The organism is Streptomyces sp. NPDC059477 (assembly GCF_042749375.1).
Taxonomy (GTDB): Bacteria; Actinomycetota; Actinomycetes; order Streptomycetales; family Streptomycetaceae; genus Streptomyces.
Window position 1 is genome coordinate 3,539 of record NZ_JBHYUG010000054.1, and the last position, 23,549, is coordinate 27,087.

General features: G+C 66.0%; 15 protein-coding genes and 4 pseudogenes. 11 read left to right on the forward strand and 8 right to left on the reverse strand.

Annotated features, from left to right (window positions below):
* The 3 genes and pseudogenes from mobC to ACFXAZ_RS24940 form a co-directional block, all read left to right on the forward strand.
* Positions 1-541 (forward strand): plasmid mobilization relaxosome protein MobC (mobC, locus tag ACFXAZ_RS24930; protein WP_384595337.1); only part of this gene is annotated, 541 nt, incomplete at its 5' end.
* Positions 538-2,249: pseudogene (locus ACFXAZ_RS24935) on the forward strand (relaxase/mobilization nuclease domain-containing protein). The gene mobC and the pseudogene ACFXAZ_RS24935, both read left to right, overlap by 4 nt.
* A gap of 140 nt (positions 2,250-2,389) precedes the next feature.
* Positions 2,390-3,247 (forward strand): hypothetical protein, encoded by an 858-nt coding sequence (locus ACFXAZ_RS24940; RefSeq protein ID WP_384595340.1) that lies wholly within the window; start codon positions 2,390-2,392, stop codon positions 3,245-3,247.
* On the opposite strand, the gene ACFXAZ_RS24945 is transcribed toward ACFXAZ_RS24940, so the two are convergent.
* The 5 genes from ACFXAZ_RS24945 to ACFXAZ_RS24965 all read right to left on the reverse strand — a co-directional run bounded on the left by ACFXAZ_RS24945 (position 3,235) and on the right by ACFXAZ_RS24965 (position 6,341).
* Positions 3,235-4,092, reverse strand: coding sequence for an aldo/keto reductase (locus ACFXAZ_RS24945; protein ID WP_384595343.1), 858 nt, complete (start codon positions 4,090-4,092; stop codon positions 3,235-3,237). The two genes, ACFXAZ_RS24940 and ACFXAZ_RS24945, sit on opposite strands and share 13 nt — an antisense overlap.
* Positions 4,026-5,222 (reverse strand): JmjC domain-containing protein, encoded by a 1,197-nt coding sequence (locus tag ACFXAZ_RS24950; protein ID WP_384595347.1) that lies wholly within the window; start codon positions 5,220-5,222, stop codon positions 4,026-4,028. The genes ACFXAZ_RS24945 and ACFXAZ_RS24950 overlap by 67 nt, the downstream gene beginning before the upstream one ends.
* Before the next feature lie 76 nt (positions 5,223-5,298).
* Positions 5,299-5,466, reverse strand: coding sequence for a hypothetical protein (locus ACFXAZ_RS24955; protein WP_153480196.1), 168 nt, complete (start codon positions 5,464-5,466; stop codon positions 5,299-5,301).
* 132 nt (positions 5,467-5,598) lie between these two features.
* Positions 5,599-5,901 carry a hypothetical protein gene (locus ACFXAZ_RS24960; RefSeq protein ID WP_384595351.1) on the reverse strand — a complete coding sequence of 101 codons (303 nt, stop codon included), beginning with the start codon at positions 5,899-5,901 and terminating at the stop codon, positions 5,599-5,601.
* Positions 5,901-6,341, reverse strand: a complete 441-nt coding sequence (locus tag ACFXAZ_RS24965) for an ATP-binding protein (protein ID WP_384595353.1) — start codon at positions 6,339-6,341, stop codon at positions 5,901-5,903. Before ACFXAZ_RS24965 ends, ACFXAZ_RS24960 begins: the two co-directional genes overlap by 1 nt.
* A gap of 204 nt (positions 6,342-6,545) precedes the next feature.
* Between ACFXAZ_RS24965 and ACFXAZ_RS24970 the strand changes: the two genes are divergently transcribed.
* A complete protein-coding gene (locus ACFXAZ_RS24970; protein WP_384595356.1) occupies positions 6,546-7,934 on the forward strand; it encodes a transcriptional regulator in 1,389 nt (462 codons plus the stop codon).
* Positions 7,935-7,985: 51 nt separating this feature from the next.
* Positions 7,986-9,168 (forward strand): annotated as a pseudogene (locus ACFXAZ_RS24975) (serine hydrolase domain-containing protein).
* A 335-nt stretch (positions 9,169-9,503) separates the two neighbouring features.
* Here the strand turns inward: ACFXAZ_RS24975 and ACFXAZ_RS24980 are convergent.
* Complete coding sequence (locus ACFXAZ_RS24980; RefSeq protein ID WP_384595358.1) at positions 9,504-10,649, reverse strand: DNA cytosine methyltransferase; 1,146 nt, start codon at positions 10,647-10,649, stop codon at positions 9,504-9,506.
* Between the two features lie 512 nt (positions 10,650-11,161).
* Between ACFXAZ_RS24980 and ACFXAZ_RS24985 the strand changes: the two genes are divergently transcribed.
* From ACFXAZ_RS24985 to ACFXAZ_RS25005, 5 genes are read left to right on the forward strand one after another with little or no spacing between them, the layout of a single operon-like run.
* Entirely contained in the window at positions 11,162-11,698 is a 537-nt protein-coding gene (locus ACFXAZ_RS24985; protein ID WP_384595361.1) for a winged helix-turn-helix domain-containing protein, read from the forward strand.
* Positions 11,695-12,267, forward strand: coding sequence for a transposase (locus ACFXAZ_RS24990; RefSeq protein ID WP_384595364.1), 573 nt, complete (start codon positions 11,695-11,697; stop codon positions 12,265-12,267). The genes ACFXAZ_RS24985 and ACFXAZ_RS24990 overlap by 4 nt, the downstream gene beginning before the upstream one ends.
* 42 nt (positions 12,268-12,309) lie before the next feature.
* Positions 12,310-14,142, forward strand: coding sequence for a hypothetical protein (locus ACFXAZ_RS24995; protein ID WP_384595367.1), 1,833 nt, complete (start codon positions 12,310-12,312; stop codon positions 14,140-14,142).
* Entirely contained in the window at positions 14,142-15,587 is a 1,446-nt protein-coding gene (locus ACFXAZ_RS25000) for a hypothetical protein (RefSeq protein WP_384595370.1), read from the forward strand. Before ACFXAZ_RS24995 ends, ACFXAZ_RS25000 begins: the two co-directional genes overlap by 1 nt.
* Positions 15,584-20,617 carry an FtsK/SpoIIIE domain-containing protein gene (locus ACFXAZ_RS25005; protein WP_384595372.1) on the forward strand — a complete coding sequence of 1,678 codons (5,034 nt, stop codon included), beginning with the start codon at positions 15,584-15,586 and terminating at the stop codon, positions 20,615-20,617. The genes ACFXAZ_RS25000 and ACFXAZ_RS25005 overlap by 4 nt, the downstream gene beginning before the upstream one ends.
* A 121-nt stretch (positions 20,618-20,738) precedes the next feature.
* On the opposite strand, the gene ACFXAZ_RS25010 is transcribed toward ACFXAZ_RS25005, so the two are convergent.
* Positions 20,739-21,242 carry a very short patch repair endonuclease gene (locus tag ACFXAZ_RS25010; RefSeq protein WP_384595439.1) on the reverse strand — a complete coding sequence of 168 codons (504 nt, stop codon included), beginning with the start codon at positions 21,240-21,242 and terminating at the stop codon, positions 20,739-20,741.
* A gap of 1,126 nt (positions 21,243-22,368) precedes the next feature.
* Positions 22,369-23,374 (reverse strand): annotated as a pseudogene (locus tag ACFXAZ_RS25015) (LacI family DNA-binding transcriptional regulator); the annotation flags it as partial.
* Here ACFXAZ_RS25015 and ACFXAZ_RS25020 point away from each other — a divergent pair.
* A pseudogene (locus ACFXAZ_RS25020) lies at positions 23,364-23,547 on the forward strand (esterase); the annotation flags it as partial. The pseudogenes ACFXAZ_RS25015 and ACFXAZ_RS25020 sit on opposite strands and share 11 nt — an antisense overlap.
* Positions 23,548-23,549: the final 2 nt, after the last annotated feature.

Genomic DNA, 23,549 nt, shown 5'->3' on the forward strand with positions numbered 1-23,549 from the left:
GTCCAAGGGCCGGTCCAACGCGAACTCCTCCGCCCCGGGGGTGGCGGAGGAGTTCGGGCACCAGGGGGTGCCTGCGCAGGAGAAGGCCGTCGATGGCGGAGGTGACGCCGCCCTGCGTCGCGTCGCCCGACGTCGTGATCGCGAGGAGGCCCAGCGCAAGGAACGAGTCGATGTCCGCTACAGCGTCGGTGAGAAAGCCCGGATCGTCGGCAAGGCTCGCGAGCTGGAGATAGCTGGCGCGCACTTCGTCGATGCCGTGGTCATGGCCTACCTTGACGGAGAACTCGCAAGCGGCCTGCCCGGACAGCGCACCAGCCTCGACGACCGCCTCGACCGGCTCGACGCCCTGCGTACCGAGGTGGCCCGTACCGGAAACAACGTCAACCAGATCGCCCGCCGGCTGAACACCGGAGGCGTTCCCCACCCTGGGGACACCGCACTCCTTGACCGCGCCCAGCAGACCCTCGGCACTGTGCGCGCCACTATCGCCGAGGTCGCCGGGGTCATGAACGAGACCGTCTCCACGGAGACGGCCGGATGATCGCGAAGGTCGGCAGTGGCAAGAGCACCGCTGGTCTCATCCGGTACTTGTTCGACACTAAGGAGGCCAAGGACCACACCGACCCGCACCTGGTCGCCTCCTGGGACGGCTTCGCCCCGGACCCCGGCCGGCCGATGACTTCGACGCCACCAAGAAGCTCCTCGTCGCCGACCTCGACCTGCGGGTCAAACAGGCCAGGCGGCTCGGCCGGGCACCCAAGCAGCACGTCTGGCACTGCTCGATCCGGGCCGCACCTGAGGATCGGATCCTCAGCGACGACGAGTGGGCGGACGTCGCCCGCCGTATCGTCCACGCCACTGGCATCGCCCCTGAGGGTGACCCGGACGGATGCCGGTGGGTCGCCGTCCGCCACGCCCCCGACCACATCCACATCGCCGCCACCAAAGTCCGGGGCGACCTGAGCCCCGCCAGCCACTGGCACGACTACCTCAATGCCGACCGCGAGCTCGCCTCCATCGAGAAGGAGTACGGCCTCCGGCAGCTCGTCCGCGGAGACCGTACCGCCGCCCAGCGCCCCACCCGCGCCGAGAAGGAGAAGGCACTGCGGACCGGTCGGCGGACGACCAGTCGCGAGCACCTGCGTACCACCGTCCGCACCGTGGTCGCCGCCTCCACCAGCCCGGAGGAGTTCATCCGCGTCCTGACCGGTGTGGAGGGCGTCCTCGTCGATGTCCAGCACTTCCCGTCCGGCGACATACGCGGCTACAAGATCGCACTCAGCGGCGACACCAACGCCCGGGGCGAGCCCATCTGGTTCTCCGGCTCCAAGCTCGCCCCCGACCTCTCCTATCCCCAGATCCGCCAACGCCTTGACGCCACCGAAGCACCACCGGCCGACCCGACTGGGACCCGCCGAAGGCCCGACCCCTGGCACCAGGCCACCGCCGCGACCGAACGCGTCCCGCACCACCTCGACCAGGCCGACGACGAAACCTCCCAGGCCCACATCGCCGCCTTCGGAGAAGCACTCGACGCCCTGCCGCTGGTCGCCCCCGCCGATCTCCGTCCCCAGCTCCGCCAAGCAGCCACGGCCTTCGAACGAGCAACCCGATCCCGGGTCCGGGCCCGGCACGACCAGGCCCGAGCCCTGCGCGGAGCCGTGCGCGCCCTGCGGACCGCACCAGCCGGCGACGGCAGTGGACCGGCGATGTTCCTCGACATGGCTCTCCTGGCCGTCATCGCCACCATCCGCTGGCACCGACTCCACCACCATGACCAGCAAGTCGCAGCCGCCCAACAGACCCTGGACCATCTCCGGGCCGCCTACGGTCAAGCAGCCGCCGCGCCCCTGGTCGCCCTCGCCGACCGCAAGCCACCGACGGACAAGGTGGCACGGTTGGCCCAGCACATCCGAACGGCGGTCCACGATTACGAGGAGACGGTCCTCGCCGACCCCGCCTGGCCCGCCCTGGCCGCCGCTCTCTCGGAGGCCGAAACCGCAGGACATGACCCACGACGACTCCTCCAGGTCGCGACCCACCAGCGCACCCTGGATGACGCCGTTTCCCCCGCGGAGGTCCTCACCTGGCGGATCCGCCGTCTCGCTCACCGGCCGCCACCCAGCGCCCGCGCCCTCGCAGCTCAGGCACGCTCGACCAGGGCCGCAAGGCCGATGGTCGTGCACCAGAACGAGCCGGTCGCCGCGACGCCGTTGAGCCCGACGCCACGGCCCAGTCCACGCCGATAGTCCGACAGCTGACGACCTCCTTCGCTGCGTCCGAAGGAGGCCGTCGCTGTTCCCGAACAACGCCGCAGGCATGAGGTATCCGCTCGCCCCTCATGGCTCAGATGTCCCCGTAGCACCTGGCCCGCTGCTACGGTCCCCGCATGACGCACTCGGTCTCCGCTGTCCGCTCTGTCGATCTCCGAGTCGAGCCGGTCGACAAGGTTCTTGACCGCGTCGAGCGGTCCCTTCAGACCCGGCTGGACCCGGGCTCGGCAGTGCGCAAGCGCCGGTCCGTGGGGGCCCGCACGGACCGGGGTACCTGGGTACGAGTGGAGCGGCGCTCCCTCGACAAGATCACCGATCAGGGGTGGAATGGTACGGAGAGCGCTGCCCGGCTGGAAGGCGTTACCCAGCCCGCGTGGCGGGGGTGTGTGGTCTGGCAGGACGCGGACAAGCCGGTGATGTGGCGGGCCGACGAGACCGGCCTTCTTCCCGGTACGCCGATCGGGACCGCTGTACCGGTCGAGGAGCCGATGCTGTCGGAGGAGTGGTGGCGGGCCTTCGGGGATTCCCTGGACGCGCTCGCGCGGAACACGACCGGGCGCGTGGCCACTCCGGACACCGTCACGATCACGCAGGAGCTGGTGGGCGAGTCGATCCGGGCCGTGTTCCCCAAGGTGATCGACACGACCGTCGAGCGGTGGGTTCCGGCTCACGCCGATCTGAACTGGGCCAACATGAGCGCGCCGGCCTTCTCCCTCTTCGACTGGGAGGACTGGGGAAACGCCCCCAGGGGCCTTGATGCCGCGACGCTCTGGGCTGCCTCGCTCGCCGTCCCCACTCTGGCCAGCCGCGTACGACGCGAGCGGAGGCACGACTTCGAGAGCCGGGACGGCAAGCTGATGACGCTCTTCGTGTGCGCGAAGATCCTTGGACCGGACGCGCATCCGGAGGACCCTCGGATCGAACCCGCCCGGCACAGGGCACGGCAGGTCATCTCGGAGCTTCAGACCGGCTGACCCATCGACCGCTCCCGGAGGAGGGTGCGGTACTCGTGGATCGTCCGCTCATCGGGCTCGGCGGCCAGGGCGTCGAGCAGGTCGCCCAGATGAGCCGGATCGTCCGTGCCCACGGCCATGGTCCCGACACCTGGGAGGCAGTACGAGGCCCGAAAGGCCGCCTGGACACGGGAGAATCCGTCACCGCCTCGAAGGAAGACCCGAGGGTCGATCCGGCCCCATACCGGGTCCCCCGTGCTTCCGCCGAAGGGACTCATGCCCCACAACCGACTGCGGTCGAGGTCCCAGGCCGCCGCGAGGGCTTCGGCGGCTTCGAGGGTTCTGGTACCGACCAGCAGGCCGGCTCGCGCCATGAGGACCGACGGTTTCGGCGTCGCCGGATCGACAACGCCGACCAGCGGGGACGGATCCCAGGAGGCCACGCCCCAGGCACCGCACAGCCCCTTCGATGTGGCGTCGTCCAGCGCGGCGCACGCCTGGGCCAGCGTGTCCCGGCCATGGGTGGAGGCGTCACCAAGGGAGTGCTCCGGGTTGTGGAGGAACACCAGGTCGGGCTCCCGTCCGAGATCCCGGGCGGCGTGTTCCACGGCCTCGTACAGCCGCACGGGGTCCAGAGATTGCTCCACCCGCTCCCGTCCGGGGAAGTAGCCCACCTTCGTGGATAGCGTGAACCTGGGCAGGAGATCGCCGACCGTCCGCGCCAGGACGGTATGCGAGTGGAAGCCGAGGTAGTTGATGCTGGTGTCGATTGAGGTGACGCCGAGATCCAGCGCTCCGTTCAGGAGGCGGCGTTCGTGACGAGACCGGTGTAGCCCGAGGACAACTCGGGGGTGAGGACCGCGCACAACTCCTCCTTCACCAGGATCTCGGCGACCTCCACCGCTTCGGACCCGACGACGGAGACCGCCCGGTCCAGCAGGACGGGCCTCCCGCTCAGCAGCAGCCGCAGCGAGGGCAGTGCCTTGGCCAGGAGGGTCAGCTTCTTCCCCGAGGCCAGGACGTCGATGGTCTCGCCCCTCTCCTCGATGCGCGGAGGGAAGTGGGTGGTGCACACCACGGCGTCGAGTGATCCGAAGACGTCCAGGAAGGGGACCTGCCGGGGAAGCGGCATCGCCTGCTCGTACGCAGCCAGGAAGTCGGTCGGCGAGCGCTCGGCGACCAACTGGGTGGCGGCCTCCGTCAGAGCGTGGAACGCTGCTCCGTCACGACGGTCCAAGTCGTGCCGGAAGATCTCCTGCTCCCGGCACCAGTCGCCCAGCCACGCCAGCCAGCTCGCGCCGGTGCGCTTGGTGATCCCGAACGTGACGTGGAGGCTCTTCCCCGACCCGTGGCCGTTGCGGGTCGCCGGGTGCCAGTGACCGCGGGGGATGTGCATCACATCGCCAGCTTTCAGCACCCCTGACCAGATGATCTCCTCGCTCGGGGTGTCGTTGGGGTCGGCGTCCCGGTACAGGGGCACGGCCCGGGAGGTGCCGCGGACCTCCCAGCCCTTCTCGCCCGCCAGTTGGACGATCACCACGTCGTGGTCGTCCCAGTGCAGTGGGAAACCCGACGCCTCGTTCGTCGCCAGATACGCGTTGACCTGGACGCGCTCGTGCGACCACCACTGGAGCGCCCGGCAGGCGACCTCCATCGTCGGGTCGAAGACGTTGGCCTGGTCGAGGATGACCGTGGCCCCCTCCCCCAGCAGCCGGCCGAGGCTGTGCATGTTCACCATGGGAATGCTCTGGCCCCGAGGGCTGACGCTGTCGGTGAAGTAGATCGCCGGGTGAACTTCCTTGCTCTCCTGGAAGACCCGGAACTGCGGCCGGCTCATGCTCCGGCGCATGACCATGTCGAGCAGGCGGTTGGGGGTGAGTACGCGCGAGATCAGGCCCGGGTCGCCGATGCTTCCCCGCACAAAGTCCTTGCCGAGTTCGCCCGCGCCGTTCCACCCGAGCGCCGTCTCGATGGCGCTGATCAACCGGTGTTCCATTGATTCCTCCTCGTGAGATCGGCTGACAGGGAGCGGTGGGGTCCGCGGGCAGAACCACGGACCCCACCGCCGCCCGCTACTCGCTGTCGTGCAGGTTGCCGTCGCCTCCGGGCCACGGCGAGTCGCCGGAGCTACCGGCGTTGTCCGACCGGAGACTGTCGTACCGGTCGTGGACGGAGGTCAGCTCCTCGACCGCCACCAGGAGGCCGTTCCGGGCCGACGACGGTGTCGTGTTCTCTGCCACCTCGTTGTTCTCCTTCCTCTTGGGTTCCTCCCGCCGGCATTCCGGTGGAGGTTGGGGGCCGCACCCCTGTTGGTGCTGGGTGCGGATGACATAGGGCGCGGGCAGCGGAGGTTCGGAGACCTCGTCACGGCGTCAGCGGGCGGTGCGGGCGTCCCAGCGGATGTTGGCGTCCAGGACCCGCTGATCAAGCTCGTACAGACAGGCCCGGCAGGCGTACAGGGACGCATGCATTCCGCTGGACCGGACCGGGCCGATCCACGTCACCTTGACGTTCTGCCGTCCGCACCACAGCCAGCACTCGCCGTACGGCTGCCACTCGTGGCGGTCCCACAGGGCGTGGGCGGTGGGCTCCCCCGTGCGCGGGTCAACGTCTCGGCGCGTGGGCCGGAAGACGACGTCCGGGTCGGGAAGAGGCGACGGGCGAAGCGAATACATCAGACGGCCGGGCGAAGCGGTTGCTCACACGGCGTCCGAGAACCGACCGACCTCACCCTTGGGAGTGCGACCTCCGCCCAGACCCGCTTGCCGCGCGCGAGCGGCTCCCATCCGGACCGCACCGCAAGGGCGTCCACCAGGGCCAGGCCCCGGCCGCGTTCGTTCTCGGTGCCGAAGCTCCCTGTCCGGGGAGCCTCGTGGTTGCCGTCTCGCACGTCGATCAGCAGGCCGCTGGGACGCCCGAGAACGGTGATCGTGACAGGTCCCTCGCCATGAACCACAGCGTTGCTGACCAGTTCAGAAATGATGAGACGGATCGTCTCGGTCGTCTCTTCGTCCATGAAGCCCCACGCGCGGACCCGCTCCACGACCGAGCGCCGGGCGATGGAGACCTCCTCTTCCCTGCCCATGAGGACGAGACGGGTGGCGAGCGAGGACATGGTGGATGCCTCCACAGAGTTGGAAGGCGACTCCGCCAGGACAGGAACGCGAGCGAAGCCGTCGATCTGATGTCCGTCCCCGGGCCCGAAGGTGCGAGCTCGGCCCGAGGACGACTGAGGTCCAGTCAACGGCCGGGCCCCTCGGGTGCGGAACGTTTCTGGGGGGTTTCTCCAGGGGACGCCACCCTCGTACACAGGGGTGGAATGCGTTGCCCGGCCGCCCTGTTGGGATACGACAGGAGTGATGACGTGCCCGGTGAGTCCTTAGCTGTCCACCCTTTGACCTTCGTCCGTCAGTCGCGCGGATGGGGGAAGGCCGAGTTCGCCCCCCTCATGCAGGCGCGTGGCAAGCTGCTCGGTATCCCCCTGGCGACGAATCGCACGACCGTCTGGAAGTGGGAACAGGGTCAGGAACCGGATGCGGACGCTCAGCGCGTGCTCAGCGACCTGCTGTCCGTTCCGTATGAACGGGCGCGGGCGGAGGGCTGGCCTCGGCGGCTTCCGGTCTGGGAAGTGATGGGGCTCACCGCGCCGTGGACCGAGGCCAGCACCGTCGAGGCGCTGGCCGATCTCGTGGGGAGTGGACGGTTGGATCGACGAGGCTTTCTCACCATCACCGGCGCCACCCTGACCGGACTGGCGTCGAGCTGGGTCGAGGCACCGTCCGCGTTCGCCTCGGCGATCAACGGAGACCGCGTCACCGACGTGATGGTCTCGACGATCGAGCAGCGCGTCAGCACCCTTCGTACCCTCGATGATCAGTTGGGAGGGGCCCGGCTCCTCGAACAGGCACGAGGCGACCTTTCCCTGGTCACGGGCCTGCTCAGCAACGGCCGGTACACGGACGACATCCGGGTCCGCCTGTACGCGCTGGCCGCCCGGACCTCGCACCTGACCGGCTGGATGGCGTACGACGCGGGGCTGCGGTCCGCAGGGCAGCGGTACTACGTCGGGGCGCTGCGCAGCGCCCGTACCGGCGGGGACGACGCCTTCGGCGCCTTCATCCTGGCAGAGACAGGCGTCCACGTCTCCGAAGCCGGACGCACGGCCGAGCGGGTCGACCTGATCTCGACCGGCATCGACAACGCTCCCCGCACCCTGTCACCCTCCGCCCAGTGCTTCCTCCACCTGCACAAGGCCGAGGCGCTGTCACGCGACGGTGATCACCAGAGGGCCAGCACAGCCCTCAACCGTGCCGCTTCCCTATGGGAGCGCCAGACGGCGGGCGACGCCCCCGACTGGCTCGACTGGTTCGGCGAGGCACAGGTGAAGTCGACGGAGGGCAAGGTGCTGCTCCGCGCGGGGCAGGTGGAGCGAGCGACGCGATCCCTGGAGGTCTCTGTCGAGCGGGCGGCACCCCGGGACAAGGCCGTCCGTTCCAGTCGACTGGCCGAGGCCCGGCTGGCCGGTGGCGACCTGGACGGAGCGCTGGACGCCGCGAACTACGGGGCAGCGCTTCTGGAGGACAAGGTCAGTTCCGTACGGGCATTGGGCCGCTTGAAGGAGTTCTCCTCCCAGCTCGAACCCCACAGAGCCGTCCCGTCCGTACGGATATTCCGCGAGCGTCTCCAGGCGGTGCCCGTGGCGGCCTGATCTTCGCTGCTCAGGAACTTGCCCCCGGAGCGAGCGTCCGGGAGCGCCAGGATGGACGGCATGACGGTGATCAACGGTGAGGTCGCGGCGGGGTTCGAACCGGTACGAGAGGCGTTCGCGGCGAACTTCGCCCAGCGCGAGGACATCGGCGCGGCGGTCTGCGTCTACCAGAACGGCCGCCCCGTGGTGGACCTGTGGGCCGGCGTCGCCGACCCGAACACCGGTCGCCCGTGGGAACGGGACACCCTTCAACTCGTCTACTCAGCGACCAAGGGAGCGACCGCCACGGCGGCGCATCTGCTGGCCCAGCGCGGCTTGCTGGACCTGGACGCCCCGGTGGCCGAGTACTGGCCGGAGTTCGCCGCGAACGGCAAGGCGGAGATCCCGGTCCGCTGGCTGCTGTCCCACTAGGCCGGCCTGGTCCGCTCTCGACGAGCCGGTACCGATGGCGGAAGCCCTGGCCTGGCACCCCATGACGGCAGCCCTGGCCGCCCAGCGCCCCCAGTGGACACCAGGAACAGCACACGGATACCACGGCCGGACCTGGGGCTGGCTAGTCGGCGAGGTGATCCGCCGAGTGTCCGGCCGCACGCCGGGCCGCTTCTTCGCCGAGGAGATCGCGGCGCCGCTGGGACTGGACTTCTTCATCGGGCTGCCGCCCGGTGAACGCGGCCGGATCAGCCGCATGGTGTACCGGAAGCCGGACGTCGACCTCACCACCGTGCCCGAGGAGTCGGTCCCCGAAGACCTCCGTGAGCTCGTCGCCGCCTGGTGCGACCCGAACTCGCTCAGCAACAGGGCGTTCGCGGTCACCGACCCTGCGAACATCGACTTCGACTCCCCCGAAGTCCAGGCCGCGGAACTCCCCTCGTCAAACGGCATCGGCACCGCACACGCGCTGGCACGCCTGTACGCCGCGCTGATCGGCGAGGTGGACGGGGTCCGTCTGCTCACCCCAGAGACGCTGGCCTTGGCGACCGAGGAGCAGGCGAGTGGACGGGACGAGGTCATGGTGGTGCCGAGCCGCTTCAGCTCCGGATTCATGCTGCCTGCCGAGGACGTTCCCATGACCGGCCCAGTCGCCTTCGGTCACACAGGCCGAGGCGGCTCACTCGGCTTCGCCGACCCGGAGCACGGCATCGCCTTCGGCTACGTCATGAACCAGATCATCGGTGGGCCCGACGACATTCGAGCGACAGCGCTGGCCAAGGCGATGCGGAAGTCCCTGGCTTGACGTGGCGGGAGTCCTCATCGTGCGCCCGTCCAGTCCGGTCATCTGCAAGTACCGAGTCGGACGGCGAGCAGAATCCGCGCGGCCTGTAAATCGACCTCAAGGCCGCGCACGCCTGCGGATGAAGGTGCGAGAGTATCGGCATGCTCACGCAGAAGCTAAAGAACAAAGGGTTGGGATGCTGGCTGTCTTGATTGGGCGGAACGTTGCAGCAGATTTCCGAGGGCGCCACATAATCCCTAAGGCTGCATCGGTCTCCAGAAAGGGACTCGGCAAATAGTCAGCGGGGCGCATCATCAGCCACAAAAGCCCTTGGACGCAATCAGCCCCCTGCAGGCTCAGCACGCAAGGCTGACAGCAGAGGCAGCGAAGTCATCCTCTGCCGATTGAGAAGGACCGCCACTCGCCTGCAGAACGTCAGCATCGAAAAGCCTGGAGGTCAGCGCCTCGGCCAGAGGCGGAGGAACCGCGTTGCCGATAATCACCTGAACCTCGGTGCGAGTCAGCTCATAGCGAGGCTTGACCCTTTCGTCGACGAATTTGAAATAGTCCGGAAAACCCTGGATTCGAGCAGCCTCATGAGCGGTCAAGCATCGAGGGGCCTCCGGATGGACAAATCGCCCGCGCCCCATCGTGGCGAAACCGCTGGTAATTGTCTGAGACGGACGATCCCACCACAAGCGGCCATACATTGAGGTGTAATTATGGTTACCTCGATGACATTCGGGGCGCTCTTCGTTCGGCAGATTATGCTCATCATTCTCGAAGAGATAATTCATACGCCGCTGGTTATCCGCATTGGGCACGGCAGCTTCATCGAAGAAGGATTTCGGCCGCACACCAAAGAGATCACCGATCGCCCAACGCAGGTCACGGGATGCGGCTTTATGATCTTCGATCTGCAGCAGGTCAGCAGCCGAGAATCCAAAAGGCAGCGCGTCTTCGCGAATAGCCAGCAGTATGTGGCGCTTGCGTGTCTGGGCGACCCCGAGCTTGAGTAGATCGATACGACTGGTGGCGACATCGTATCCAAGCTTTTTAAGGTGAACGATGGCACGGGAAACCACCTGCTGCTTGTCGTTGACAACAGCCAACACGTTCTCAATGACGACTGCAGAGGGGCGCAGAACCTCTACGGCGCGAGCCATACGAAGGTACAGTCGATTCTTGGGATCGTCGCGCCGGGTGTGGTTGTTAAGGTTGCTGTGACCCTGGCATGGCGGCCCGCCAATCAGGATCCCCACCTCACCAATCATTGCCAGAGTCTCGGCCTCCTGATTGGTCAACGAGGCGCCGAGCTCACCGTCGAAATAGGACTCAACGGTTCCCTCTCGGACGTTCGCCTTGGGGAAGTTGGCCTTGAAGACCTTGGTGGGAGCTGTCTCAAAATCAATTGCGAGACGAACATCAAGCGCGACGGCACGCTTGTGGGCCGCCTGGGCAATACCGAGAGTGAGCCCACCGCAGCCAGCAAAGAGGTCCACGACTCGCAGAGAGCCGACACCCTCCTCAAACTTCGGACGCCGCTTGGCCCGCAAGGGGTACCGCTCACCCACGTGTGACCCCCATCTGCGCTTGCTTCTAGTACCTACGGAACGATCGGCCATCGTACTCGATCAAGGATGAGCACATCCGGCAGACCGGCACCCAAGTGCCGCCTGACGTGCCGATCACGACGGTTCCCGCGGCTCGCCTCCCGGCATCACAGGCAACCTGGACGAGCTCGTCACCGGCCAGCAGATGCGGCGCTGCACTACCACAGCGCCGACAAGGTCGCCTCCCGCACGCCCTACGCGATCAAAGTCAGCAAAGAGCGCCTCAGCACCAAGACCATGGTCAACGGCTCATGAGATCCCGAGTTACGCGTCTGTCAATCAGGCTCGCTTCGCACCTCCAACACAGAATTCGATCTACCGCCAGGAGTGCCGACAGCTAAGCGGTCTCGGTGATGTGGGCTGCGGTTCGGGTATGAGGTGGGGCAGGGAGGGGCTGCCCCATGCCGAAGATCTTGCGAGTGGAGTTGGCGTCTGGTCAGGAACGCGAGGTGCGGGAGCGTCTGCGGGCGCGTGATCTCGCGCCGGACACCAGGCTGCGTCTGGAGTGCATCCGGCTGATGGGACGGGGCATGACGGTGCCCCAGGTTGCTGACCTGCTCGAATGTCATGTCGTCACCGTGCGTGGTGCGGTCCGTCGCTTCACCGACGGCGGGTTTGACGCGCTGGAGGCTGCTCCGCGCCGCGGCCGTCCTTCCTCGGTCAGCCGTGAGGACCACGAGGCGCTGGCCGTGCTGCTGGACGAGTCCGCACGGCAGGGCCGGACCTGGACCGCCGCGGCGTTGTGTGACTGGCTGGCCGCGGAGCGGGGTGTGAGGGTCTCGGCGGCCTGGCTGACCGAGCTGCTCCACCGGGACGGGTTCCGCTGGAAACGCACACGGGACACACTGCGGCACAAGGCCGACCCCGTCCTCCAGCAGGCCGCACGGGCCGAGCTGGAGGATTTACGGCTTTACGGCTGGGCGCGCACGCGGGCGTGAGAGACCTGTACTTCCTCGACGAGAGCGGGTTCGCCCCGACCATGCCCACTGGATACACCTGGTCACGGACAGGGCAGCGGGCTGTCGTGTCCCGCGAGGACAAGAAGGGCCGGCGCGTGAACATGCTCGGGGCCCTGTCGGTGGGAGCGCATGCCGACCTGGTGTGGGAGAAGACCTGCGGCAAGGTCGACGCGGCCATGCTGCTGGAGTTCGTGTGCGTACGGCTGGCCGGCCTTCCCGGCGGCGGCGCGCTGGCCCGGCCGCCCGACGGGTTCACACGCGTCCGGCCGTGCACCGTCGTCCTGGACAACGCCTCCGCGCACGTCGCCCGGGCCTTCAAAGGCCGCCGCGAGGAGCTGGCCGCCGTCGGTGTCGAGCTGTTCTACCTCCCGCCCCGAAGTCCCGAACTCAACGACATCGAACGGGTATGGCGCTCGGCGAAGTACGAGGACTACCCCGAGCGCGTCCACACCACGGCCGAGGCAGTCGCCACGGCCGTCGACCAGGCCCTGAACCGTCAACGCGCACGCATCAAAGGATCAGCAGCCAACTTCACCAAAGCCGCTTAGACTTCAGCAGCGCTCCCGGCTCGGTCGACGAAGGACAGCAGCATGCCGCTAGAGGTCAACAAACACGTCCAACGGATACGTCGTTACCAGCCGTTCGACGTCGACGCCTCTGAGATGGTCTACGAGCTGCAGGCAGACTGGACACAGCCACAGTTCCCCGTCGTGACGCTGGACTACCTGCTGAACGCCATCGAGCGGCAGACCACGAAGACCATCGTCCTCACCGGAGACGCCGGGCATGGCAAGACGAGTCTGTGCGCCAGCCTTCTGGCCACACTGCGGGCCGGTGCCGAGCCGATCACACCAGATGTCCGGAAGGCGGTCTTCCGCGAGCTGTCCGAGGCCAAAGGCGCCCGCCACCCTGTCGGCCGGACCCGTAGTGGACGCCCGCTGTACATCCTCAGCGATCTCAGCGAGCTCAGCCCGCATGCCGGCGCCCGCAAGCTCGTGGAACTTCTTGACCCTCCGAACGAAGGCATCGCGATCATCTGCGCGAACGAGGGCCAACTGCGAAAGTGCGTGGCCGAAGATGACCCTCTTGGCAAAGGCGGCACGGGGCGTGCCAAGGTCCTGGTGCAGACCCTCACGGAAGGCATAGTTCGCGGGCAGGTCAGCGACCCCGATGGCACAGTCACCGTCATCAACCTCAACTATCAGTCCGTAGCAGCCGACAGCTCCAACGGCGGGCTGATCCCTTGGGTCCTTAAACAGTGGACGACGACTCAATGGTCGCGGTGGAAGCCGTGCGAGACCTGCGATGCACGGAAGATCTGCCCGATCCTGGCCAACCGCAACGAACTGAGCGATCCCACCCGCGGGCCTCAGCGCCGAGCCGCGATCCGGGACATGTTCGCCGCAGCCGAGCGGACCGGGGCCGTAATCACGACACGTCAGGCGCTGTCGGTTACCAGCTACATGCTCACCGGCGGCCTATCCTGCGATGACGTCCACGCCAAGTACCAGCGGTCGCATTCGAACCGGCTATGGCAGGCTCCCCACCTGTACCACCAGGCGCTCTTCGGCGACCGGTTGAGCCAGCAACAGCGTCATCTGGTTCCTGCCTTCCTCGCGCTACGGAAGCTGGACCCAGGCAGCGTCTCCCGTCGCCAGGTCGACGACCGACTGGACCCGGACACGGCAGGCGACTTCCCTCCAGCGGACGCCAGCAGCTACCTGCAGAAGGTCCGCACGAATCGGGATGTCCAGAAGCAGGCCGAACAGTTGCGGGACTTGTACACGTTCCTGCGGCGAGCCGACTTCTTCAACAGCGATGACGACACGGACCGTTTCGCCCGCTTGGGCCTGCAGGCTGGCGACGACTTTGTGCGTGCCCAGGACAAGAACCGGGACCCGGCAGACACCAGAGTGCGAGACCGTTTCCTCAAGGGCCTGGAGGCCGTCCAGGGCATCCACCGGGCAGCGAGCAACCCTGACTTCTTCATACTTGACCCCGCCTTCTTCACACACCGTGCCCGCGCGGCCGTGATCTCCCGGCGAGTGCCCAGTAAGGGCGTTGAGGTGGTCGACCAGGTCACCCAGTGGCAAAGGGAAGCTGGCACGAGCACCACCCCCGAGATGCGGAACGCCGTCGAGTGGCTCAACCGAGCCATCTACATCCGTATCCCGGCCGTCGCCCCTGACCAAGACGCAGTCTCGGTGGAAGCGGACCTTCTGCGCTTCGAGCTGTTGACGCGGTGGGCCGCGGGCCTGCGCAGCGAGGTGCAGCACGAGGCAGAGATCCGCGGTCTGAGTGGATCCCTGGCTGAGCTGGCTGACTCGTCGAACAAGGACGACGAGATCCAGGTACTGGTGGGCAACGTTATGCGAAAGCTCATGATCGACGTCGGCGACAAGATCAGGTCGGTGCGTGCGTAATGGCTGATCGTTCCAAGGCCGAGGTCGTCCTTCGCCTCTTCGGGGTGAATCTCGAACAGCAGGGCCGCGGTTTCTACGTCCCGCTTGAGATGCTCGCAATCGCCCGCGGCGTCTACCTGGCGCATCAGGAAGACCCTGAGAAGTTCGCAGGGCTCCTGGACAACGGAACCGAAACAGTTTACAAGAGGACTTCGCACGACCTGGCCCGGCGGATCGCGACCAAGGCCCGTATTGTCGAGGGCAACGAGGAACTCGGCAAGGCGGTCGAGCTGGACTCTCCCGAGACAATGGAAACGCTCCACGCCCTGTTCTCATCCCTGTTGGTTGAGATCCCCGGACGTCGCAGCCAGCCCAGTTGGTTCGGTGCGCATATCTATCCGTTCGTCGGTGAGCTCATCCACTACGACGCAGTCGAACGACGAGTCAAGCAAATCGATTCCAAGAAAGGCGCGAAGAAGCGCAAGCAGGCCAGCAAAGTCGCTGTCGGCATCAACGCGCCGAGTATCGAGCGCTACCTCTTCCGCGATGGTGGGAGCTGGGCCTACAAAGTCCTACGCACTGACCCTGATCCGGACCGCAAGGAGGCCAGCCGAAAGGGCCTGCGCGACCTCGTGCAAGACAGCGGCACCCCACTGGGCAGCCTTGCAAAGGCCCTCAGCGCGCACGACTTCGACTACGACGAAGCGCCCGTGAAGGGCTCAGACACAGGAATCAAGCTGCACGAGGATCTCAGCCCATGGCCTGATCTGCTCAGGGAAGGGACCCGCAACATCGTTACTCGGATCGCGACGATCCCCAGGGCCAAGCGCACCGAGAGCCTCATGCACTGGGTCCCCTACTGCTTGGCCCGCCACCAGCTGCACCTCGCGCGCACAAAGCTCGGTGCTATCAATCGCGAGTCGATCCTGTTGGACTTCGGCAACGAGGCGACTCCGCTGCGCAGGGAATCGCAGAAGAACCTCACCGGCTTCCGCAATGACATCGTCAACGCGATCAACGAACAGGCTCGGGTGATGATCGGCGAAATCGAAGCCGAAGGCAACGAGGCCCGGAAGAGCCGCTACGAAAGATTCGCCAAGGAGGCCGGCACCGCGGTCGCCTCGCCCCGAGCGTTCTTCAGCGAGACCCTCGCCGCTGTGGGAGCCCTGAACGCGACAGCCGGGCGTCGGCATTTCACCATGAAGCCCCCGATGCTCGAGGCTCTGGCATCTGCCACCGTCCCGCAGAGCACGGAGATGGAGTTCGACCAGTTCTGTGCGCTGCTGTACGAAAAGTATGGGCTTGTGATGGAGGACAAGATCGCGGCTGCAAGCCCGTTGGCCTATGAGGTCGACCCATCGGTCCTCAACCACAACGGCAAGGCGTTCCGGGAGAAGCTCGCCGCTATCGGTCTGCTCACTCAATATTCAGATGCAACCAGCATGGTTCGAGGGGAGCCCCGGTGACCGACAGCAGCATCCAAGCGCTCGGTCGGTTCGTCGCCGACGAAGCACTCCGCAAGGTCACTAAGGCTAGCGGAGCCCGCGCCGTATTGCGGGTCAGCGGTTTCGACCGGCCGATCGTGGCCGCAGCTCTCCGTCGCACAGCTCAGCATCTGTTGGAGTCGCCGCACCGTCAGGTTGTGGTCAAGGTCGGCACTTCAGAGCCAATCGAAGGTGTACCCGCTGAATACCTGCTCGGGCCGCACGACCAGCTGACCAAGTGGCGAAATTCCGGACAGGGTAAGGCGGTGTTGCTCTTCGAGTGGGGGCAGTCTCCAGATGCACAGGGGCTGGCGGCCATGAACGCCTTGAACGATGCCACGATTCTGGGCAACTACCACGACCCCTCCGGCGAGCGCGGGTTCGACAGGTTCTTGGCAGAAGCATGGCGGGAGGCGGGGGGTACCGGCACCGTTCCGGCCCCGCTGGGCACCTTTCTCCCGGAGATCTGGCGTGCCGTTACCGACGAGGAGCCCCGGTCCTTGCACCGCTGGACGGCCTTCCTGGTCGACACTGCGCAGAAGGTCGCAGCAACTCAGGTCCACACCCCTGACGTGGTCTACCCCGAGATCTCTGCATCCCTGCCAGCTCTTGACCTCTTCCCGGACCGAGGGCTCTTCACCAAGCCCGCCGCGCTGCCCACCCGGATCAAGAAGAACGTCTCGGTCAGTGCCTTCAAGCAGCCCACGGGCAAGGAGATCACCGAAGACGACCTGATAGACCGCATAAGCGCAACCGAGTTCAGCGCGGAGTCCCTGGACCACATCGCTACGGACTCCGAGACTGCCAAGGCGCGCATGCGCAGCCTCGTACTCAACCTCAATCGTAGTGGCTCCACCCCGCAGGATTCTCGCCAGCTGCGCTGCGAGCAGGACTTGAGCCTCTGGCTGGAAATCTTCGAGCAGAAGTCCAAGAAGATCGGCCTAGGCCAGCAGGTCCGGCATGAGATCGAGAGGACCGATGCGGATCGGATCGACGAGTTCGATGCCATGATGATCGAAGATGCACTTGACCGCGGAGATCAGGAAGCCGCACAGCGCTTCCTTGACGAGGTTCCCGTCGGCAGGGCGGAGCCGCTGGCCGACTTGCTGTCCAAGCGGTCGCGCCGCAAAGTCGAGAAGCTTGCCTTTCCGGACTCTCAGTTCGTTCAGGACCCACTGCGTGCCCTGCTGCGCGAGCTGACCTACTTCTCCGATGAGGAGGAAGGCTCCGTCGTCGTCGGCCTTGAAGGCAACCAGGAAGCCGGGCGGTGGAGCCGCTGGCTGTTCGCTTTCCTGTACGCCAACACCCTAAATGACGTCCGGGACTCCACCGGTCTTCGCCTGACCCTGGAGGTCAAGGACTGCCTGCTAAACCTGACCAAGCCGCCCCTGCCAGCGGAGGACGAGCCGTTCGACCCGACCACTGAGTGGGCGCCGCTGCGCATCCTGGTCGAGATGGACGGCGCCCAGCGACGCTTTCGCTGGGACCCCCTAGGCATCCCGGGACAGATCGCGCTGGCGGCCCTCATCCACGGCTGGCGACCCCCCCACGGCCATGCGGGCAAGTTGACCTTCGACACCTTCCTTGAGAGGTTCGATGACCCCCGGCAATGGCAGGCCGACGAGCCTGGGCCTGTTCCCGCATCACAATTCGCCAGTCAGCTGGAGCGCCTCAGGCTGGAGCACTTCGAGCGGTTCTGCGACGGGCTTGACGCCGGGAAGATCAAAGATTACGTACGCGAGTGGGAAGGCGTGCTCCGCGAAGCTCGCACCGCTCTGGTTCCCGACAACGCTCCGAACGCAGACCTCGAGGCTGTCGTCCTGACCGATGTCGTCGGGCTGGCCGACCACCGCATGATGATGCTGGCCACCCACCCGTTGAAGCTGCGCTGGCTTGCAAAGAACTACGAGGAGACTGCCGACAGCATCAAGACCGCCCTGAACAAGGTGAGAGGTCTGAGCCTCAACCATGAGAACGAGGACCTCTTCTTCGACGCTATTGGCCGCATCTCCCCACATGGGACGCCGGCGGTCCTCGTCGGGCCCGGTGGGACGATCGCCATTCCCATGCGGGAATCAGCAGGGCACGAGGAGTACGCACCGGTCCGCTACGGAGGAAACGAGTCCAAGGACTGGCTCTCCAGCGTCGACGAGACTGCGATCGACGAGATGGTCCGCGTCATCACCGACTACCTGACGACCTACCCCCACAAGCTAGACGGCCTGCGCGTACTGCTTCTGGACCGCAACGGCGACCCTGTCCTGCCAATGCGCGTGGCCAAGCAGATGCGAGCCAAGAACCCTCGTCTGAAAGTCGATCTGGTTGTACTGGCTCCGCAGGCCACCCACCACGAGATCATCCAGGGTTTCGACCTGCAGTTCTCCGGTGCGGAGATGTCCGAGGACAGTTTCCTGCCCGACGTCCAACTGATCCTTCAGGCATGGGAGCCCGACCAGGAAGCAGACCTGTCAGGGCTAGAGGACACCGTCGACCTCGCTCTGGCTCCGGCGCTGTTCGGCACGCAGACCAGTATCAAGGAGAGCACCAAGAAGGAGTCCTTGTCAGGCTCCTTCAACCCCTGGAAGCACCCAGCCTCACACAACCTGGCTCAGACCAGCGAGAACGTCGTGAGAGCGCTGCTGCCTGAGACCGCCGACGAGACTCTTGAGTCCTGGTCAACCTTGTGCGTGCGCTACGACCGCCGTTCCCCCGTCTCGCGGGAGAGTGTCGACGGCATCGACTACTTCGAGATGCAGGTGCAGTTCGACCAGCACCAGAAATTGTTCGCCACTCTTCACCGCGTGGCCCACTGGGTCGTCACTCTCGACAGCTTCATCGGCCGTGAGCAGATCGATGCCCTGCACAACCGCCCTGATGTCATCCTCGTCAAGCCCAGTGTCGGCAAGAACGAGTCCTACACCCTCATTGTCAGTTCGCAGACCGGTCGGCAGTTCGTCGTCCAGCGGCTGTGCCGCCGCTTGGAGCAGATCGGCGTCGTCACCCCACAGGACTCGGAAAGCACCGCTAGGCGAATCTACGAGGTCGGCCGCAACGTGGCCCCTGGCGCCGTGCTGCGCTCCCTCGGTATCGGCACCACGGTCAACGAAGTCGTCGGCCTGGTCGCCACGCGCTTTGTCATCGACCAGCAGTTTCCCGTCTCTCGGCAGGGCACGAGCCTGGTTACTTGGATCAGCTTCGACGAGCACCACCGCTGGTTCGGCCGCGGGCACAAGACCCGTGCCGACCTCGGCCGGTTTGTGCTGACCGTCCGGGACGACGGCACGGTTCGCCTGGATGTCCTGGTCGTCGAGTCCAAGTTCCGCCAGACCTTCGACGTCGGTTCGGCCGAGGAACAGCTCAACCGCACCACCGACCTATGTAGGGATGCCTTCCGTTCAGACGGCGAGGCTCGCCACGACCGTCCCTTCTGGCTGGACGAGCTTGCCGCCGCGATCGCTCAGACCAGTGGGAACGCCGTGCAGGCCGAAGACCTTCCAGCTCGCACCCTGATCGGCGATGACGACCATCGCCAGGTCGAGGCGAAGGTCCTTGACGCCCTGCGCTCCGAGGATGTCCAGCTCGGTCGAGTCACGGGGGTTGCCGTGGCCATCTCGGCCGAGGACGACCAGCCAGCACCCGCGGTCGGAAGCCTCGGCAGGCACACCCTGGTGAGGCTAAACAAGCGGGAGCTGCTGAACATCATCGGCGCCCTGCGCGCCAAGCAGGACCCCACCAACGCTGATCCCCTTGTTGTCTCTGGGATCCTCAGCGGGCCCGAGAATGCCGCCAATGTCGTCAAAACTTCTTCTGTGGGCCTTTCCGCCGAACTACCCACTCCGGAAGAACCAACGGCACCTGCCGAGGCTGGCGGGGGGGCTGCTCGCACAGCCTCGCCAGGAGCGGTACTTGCACGCCATCCTGCCTCAGAGGTAGCCCCTGCCCCTTTGAGGGCTCATCGCGGTGGGCTCTCCGAGGAGGAGCTGGCGCTTCGATACAACAAGATCGTTGACGTTTTTACCCGCCACAAGGTCGCGGTTACCGCACCGGAGGTCGGCAAGTGGCAGGAGGGACCCGGCTTCTATATCTTCCGGTTCATCCCCAATCCTGGGGTCACCGTGGATAAGCTCACCAACCGGCGCGACGAGATCTTTCTGGCCCTGGCACTGCCCTCCGGGTTCAGCATTCGTACCCGCAGCGACCGCGGCTCCGTGCTCTTCGAGATCCCCAAGATCGACAACGAGAAGTACGGAGTCGACGCCAAGGCGCTGTGGCAGCGGTGCCCGGCCGACCCCGAGCGTCTCATCGCCCCGCTGGGCACCGACATCGAAGGCAACCCGGTCACCATTGACCTGTCCTCCGCAGACTCACCGCACTTGCTGGTGGCCGGCACTACCGGATCAGGAAAGTCCGTCGCGCTGGACACGATCCTCAAGGGCCTGGTCCGGTACGACAAAAGCACCCTGCGACTCCGCCTCGTTGATCCCAAGGGCACCGAGCTTGTCGACTTCGAGGAGGACCCGCACCTTGACGGCGTGATCGGCATGGACGCCGCCGATGCCATAGAGATCCTTGAGGAAACCGTCGAAGAGATGGCCGTGCGCTACAAGGACATGAAGGCGATCCGCACACGCAAGCTCGTCGAGTACAACGCCAAGGTCGACAAAGCAGACCGAAAGCCCTGGATCGTCATCGTCCTGGACGAGTACGCCGATCTCACTAGTGATCCCGAAGAGAAGAAGCAGATCGAAGCGCTGCTCAAGCGCCTGACGCAGAAGGCCCGCGCTGCGGGCATCCACGTCATCACAGCCACTCAGCGACCGAGTGCGGACGTTATCTCTACGACCATCCGATCCAACTTCCCTGCCCAACTCGCTCTGCGCGTCAAGACGGCTACCGACAGCCGCATCATTCTGGACGAGACTGGAGCCGAAGCTCTGGCCGGACAAGGCGACGCCTTTCTGCACACGGCTAAGAGCACCACACGACTGCAGGTGGCCTACGACGGGAGCTGACCAGGTCCCGCCATATCTGATCAACTCCATCTCGTAGAGAGGCCAAGAAGGCCACCAGGAGTACGAGCTCTCGCTGAAACCTGCGGAGTTCAGCTGACAGCTGCCGCCAGCGACGCGACGATCAGGAGGTCTTCCTCGGACGCTTCGAGGCTTGGACCTCCTCCCGCCGTGCTGCCACTGCCTTGATGACAGTGGCAGCGCACGCCTCTGGTTCTCGGTGTTCCCAGAAACGGAGCACCAGCCAGCCTGCCTCCGCGAGGCGGTCGTCCGTGTCCCGGTCGCGCTGAATGTTCCGGCCGATCTTTTCTTCCCAGTACGGCTGGTTCGCCTTGGGCATCACGAAGTGCTCCGGGCAGCCGTGCCAGAAGCAGCCGTCGATGAAGACTGCGACTTTCACAGGGCGGAAGACCATGTCGGCTGTGCGGCGCATCTTCGGGAGCGGCTTTGCCGCTACCCGGTAGCGCAGTCCAGCTGCGTGAACAAGCGAGCGGAGGAGCAACTCGGGCGCAGTATCGCGACTCCGGTTGCCAAGCATGCTCCGCCGGGTCGCGGCCGACGACGCCCACGATCCCTCCGGCGGTGTCCACTGCCCGGTCGGCGCTTTTGGTGATTCTTGCTCGCTCATATCTCCAGCAGCATCAGAGAAAGCTTCCTCCGGGGCTTCCCGCCTGGCGAGGACCCGTTCCTGTACGTCCAGCTCCACTCTCGGCGCTTCCCTGTGGCGAGGGCGGGCAGTCACAGGCCTCGCGGCGGCGGGATCTCCACTCACAGAGTCCCGCCCTGCAGCAGTGCCTTGAAGGCGTCTACATCTCGCTGCGGCACAATGCGCCCGTCGCCATCGCTCAACGCCACGATCCGGCCTCCTGCATCCAGGCACACCTCCGCGAGGAGCCCCAGCGGCAGGGACACACGGCTGTCGTCATCGATCTGCAGTTCTGCTGGTTCGCATATCACAATCGCAGTCTGCCAGTCTTCAGGTAGGGCTGGGCTACCCTGACCGGCCCGGCGAACAGGGCAGCCCAGGAGCATCACCCTCTGTTACACGTAGATCCGCAGGCGCGACCAGGAATAGCGGAGGGTAACGGACGTAGCGCAGACCCCGGTCCAGGGCAGACCAGGGGCCGACAAGGTTGTTCGATGTGCCGTGTGTCGCGTGGTCGCCTCCTGCAGAATGTGCCGGGCGAGCTCCGCGTGGCTCAGCCAAATGTCGAACTGCTCGCCTCGTCGGCCTTCGTGGACACGGCGCGAGACGCAAACTCAGTGGCCGTTGCCTGAGGTCCCGCTGGGAGCCAGCTGGGAGCCGACCTGCTCGCCAAGCCCCTCCCAGACCACCCAAGACCACCGCACCCCCACGCTCTGAACAGGCAAAACACCAAACCACCTGGTGCCGATCCCGCCCGAACCTCATTCGGGACGAAGAGGTCGTGGGTTCAAATCCGGCCACCCCGACAGAGAAACACCAGGTCAAGGGCCTGATCCTCACTGAGGATCAGGCCCTTCATGCGTCTCAGGTGATCGTTTGGGAGAAATCTGGGAGAAGATCTTGGTCAGGTTCTCCCAAAGAGGCCGGCCGGACTCGGTTGGCTTCCAGTCGACCGAAGTACGGTCACACCGGGCGAGTGCAAACGGATCGAGCGGAACGAGCTGGCCTCGGCTAGCCACCCCGCCCCGCTCGTACGTTGCCCTGGGGCTTCGTTGCCCTCTACGACCTCAGGCGGCGTGGTCGAGGAGGCTTCAACTTGGAAAGAGCTACCGGGCGTGACGTGGGCGTAGCGCGCGGAGACCGAGCCATCGATGTGGCCCATGCGTTCGTCCATGAGGACCTTCTCGGTACCGAGGTCCTCCATCATCGTGCGGTGCGCGTGGCGCAGGCCATGGGGTGTGAGGCCCTTGGCGAACGGGAGCCAGCAGCCGTCCGCCCGAACCGCTGCTCCTCGCCCTCGGGGCGGGACACCGGGCCACGGCTCGCCGAGGACCGGCACCGGGCAGGCCTCCTGCGGGGCCTTCTTCGGGTACCAGCCGGAGACCGCCGGGGTGAACAGCCAGGTGGCGAAGCCGTTTCGGCGCCAGGGGGCAGCGTTCTCCGTCGTCGTGCCTCCCCGTACAAACCCGAGCTCCTCAAAGGCGAGTTCGACGCGTGCGCGGGTGTCCTCACGTACTCGGTCGGGGTGGTTGAGGACGTTGGAGACCGTGCCCGTGGAGACTTCGGCACGGCGGGCGACGTCGACGAGCGCCTTGGTGGCTTCCGGTGCGGGCCGCGCCCTGGCCCCGGAATACGTATGTCCTGACGTGGCACGCGCAGGGCGTCGGCTTCGTACGGGCGATGTGGTTGAAGACCAGGGCGGACAGCCAGTCCATCAAGCCGATGGTGCGGTAACTGTCGTCCCTGGGCGGGCAGCGCACCAGCTCGCCGGTGTCGAGCTCATACAGCTACCACTCGACGCGGAAGGTGTCAGGTCGAACGAAATCCGTTTCCAAGCCGACGATTTCGCCCCAGCGCTTGCCTGTGTAGCCCTTGAGGACCGTGGCGCCGAACTCGTCGTCGCGACCGGAGAGCAGGGGCGCCCGCTCGGCAGTCAGCAGGATGCCAAGCGTGTCGGTGACGACCTTCTCCTGGCCCCGGTCGCGGGAGCGGCCGGCGCGCTTGCCATGTCCGCGCCTCCTGGCCGCAGGATTCGACGTGAGCAGGCCCTCTTCGATCGCATCCTCGAAGATCAAGTGGAGTGTCAAGCGCCAGGTTTTAACGCTGGAGGCCGAAACCCACCCCATGACCGGACCGAACGCCTTTGGTCACACACGGCGGCTCACTCGGCTTCGCCGACCCTGAACTCGGGATCGTGTTCGGTTACGCGATGAACCACATCATCAGCAGCACCGACGACCAGCGTGTGACGTCGCTAGCCGACGCAGTGCGAAGGTCGCTGTCGTAGCT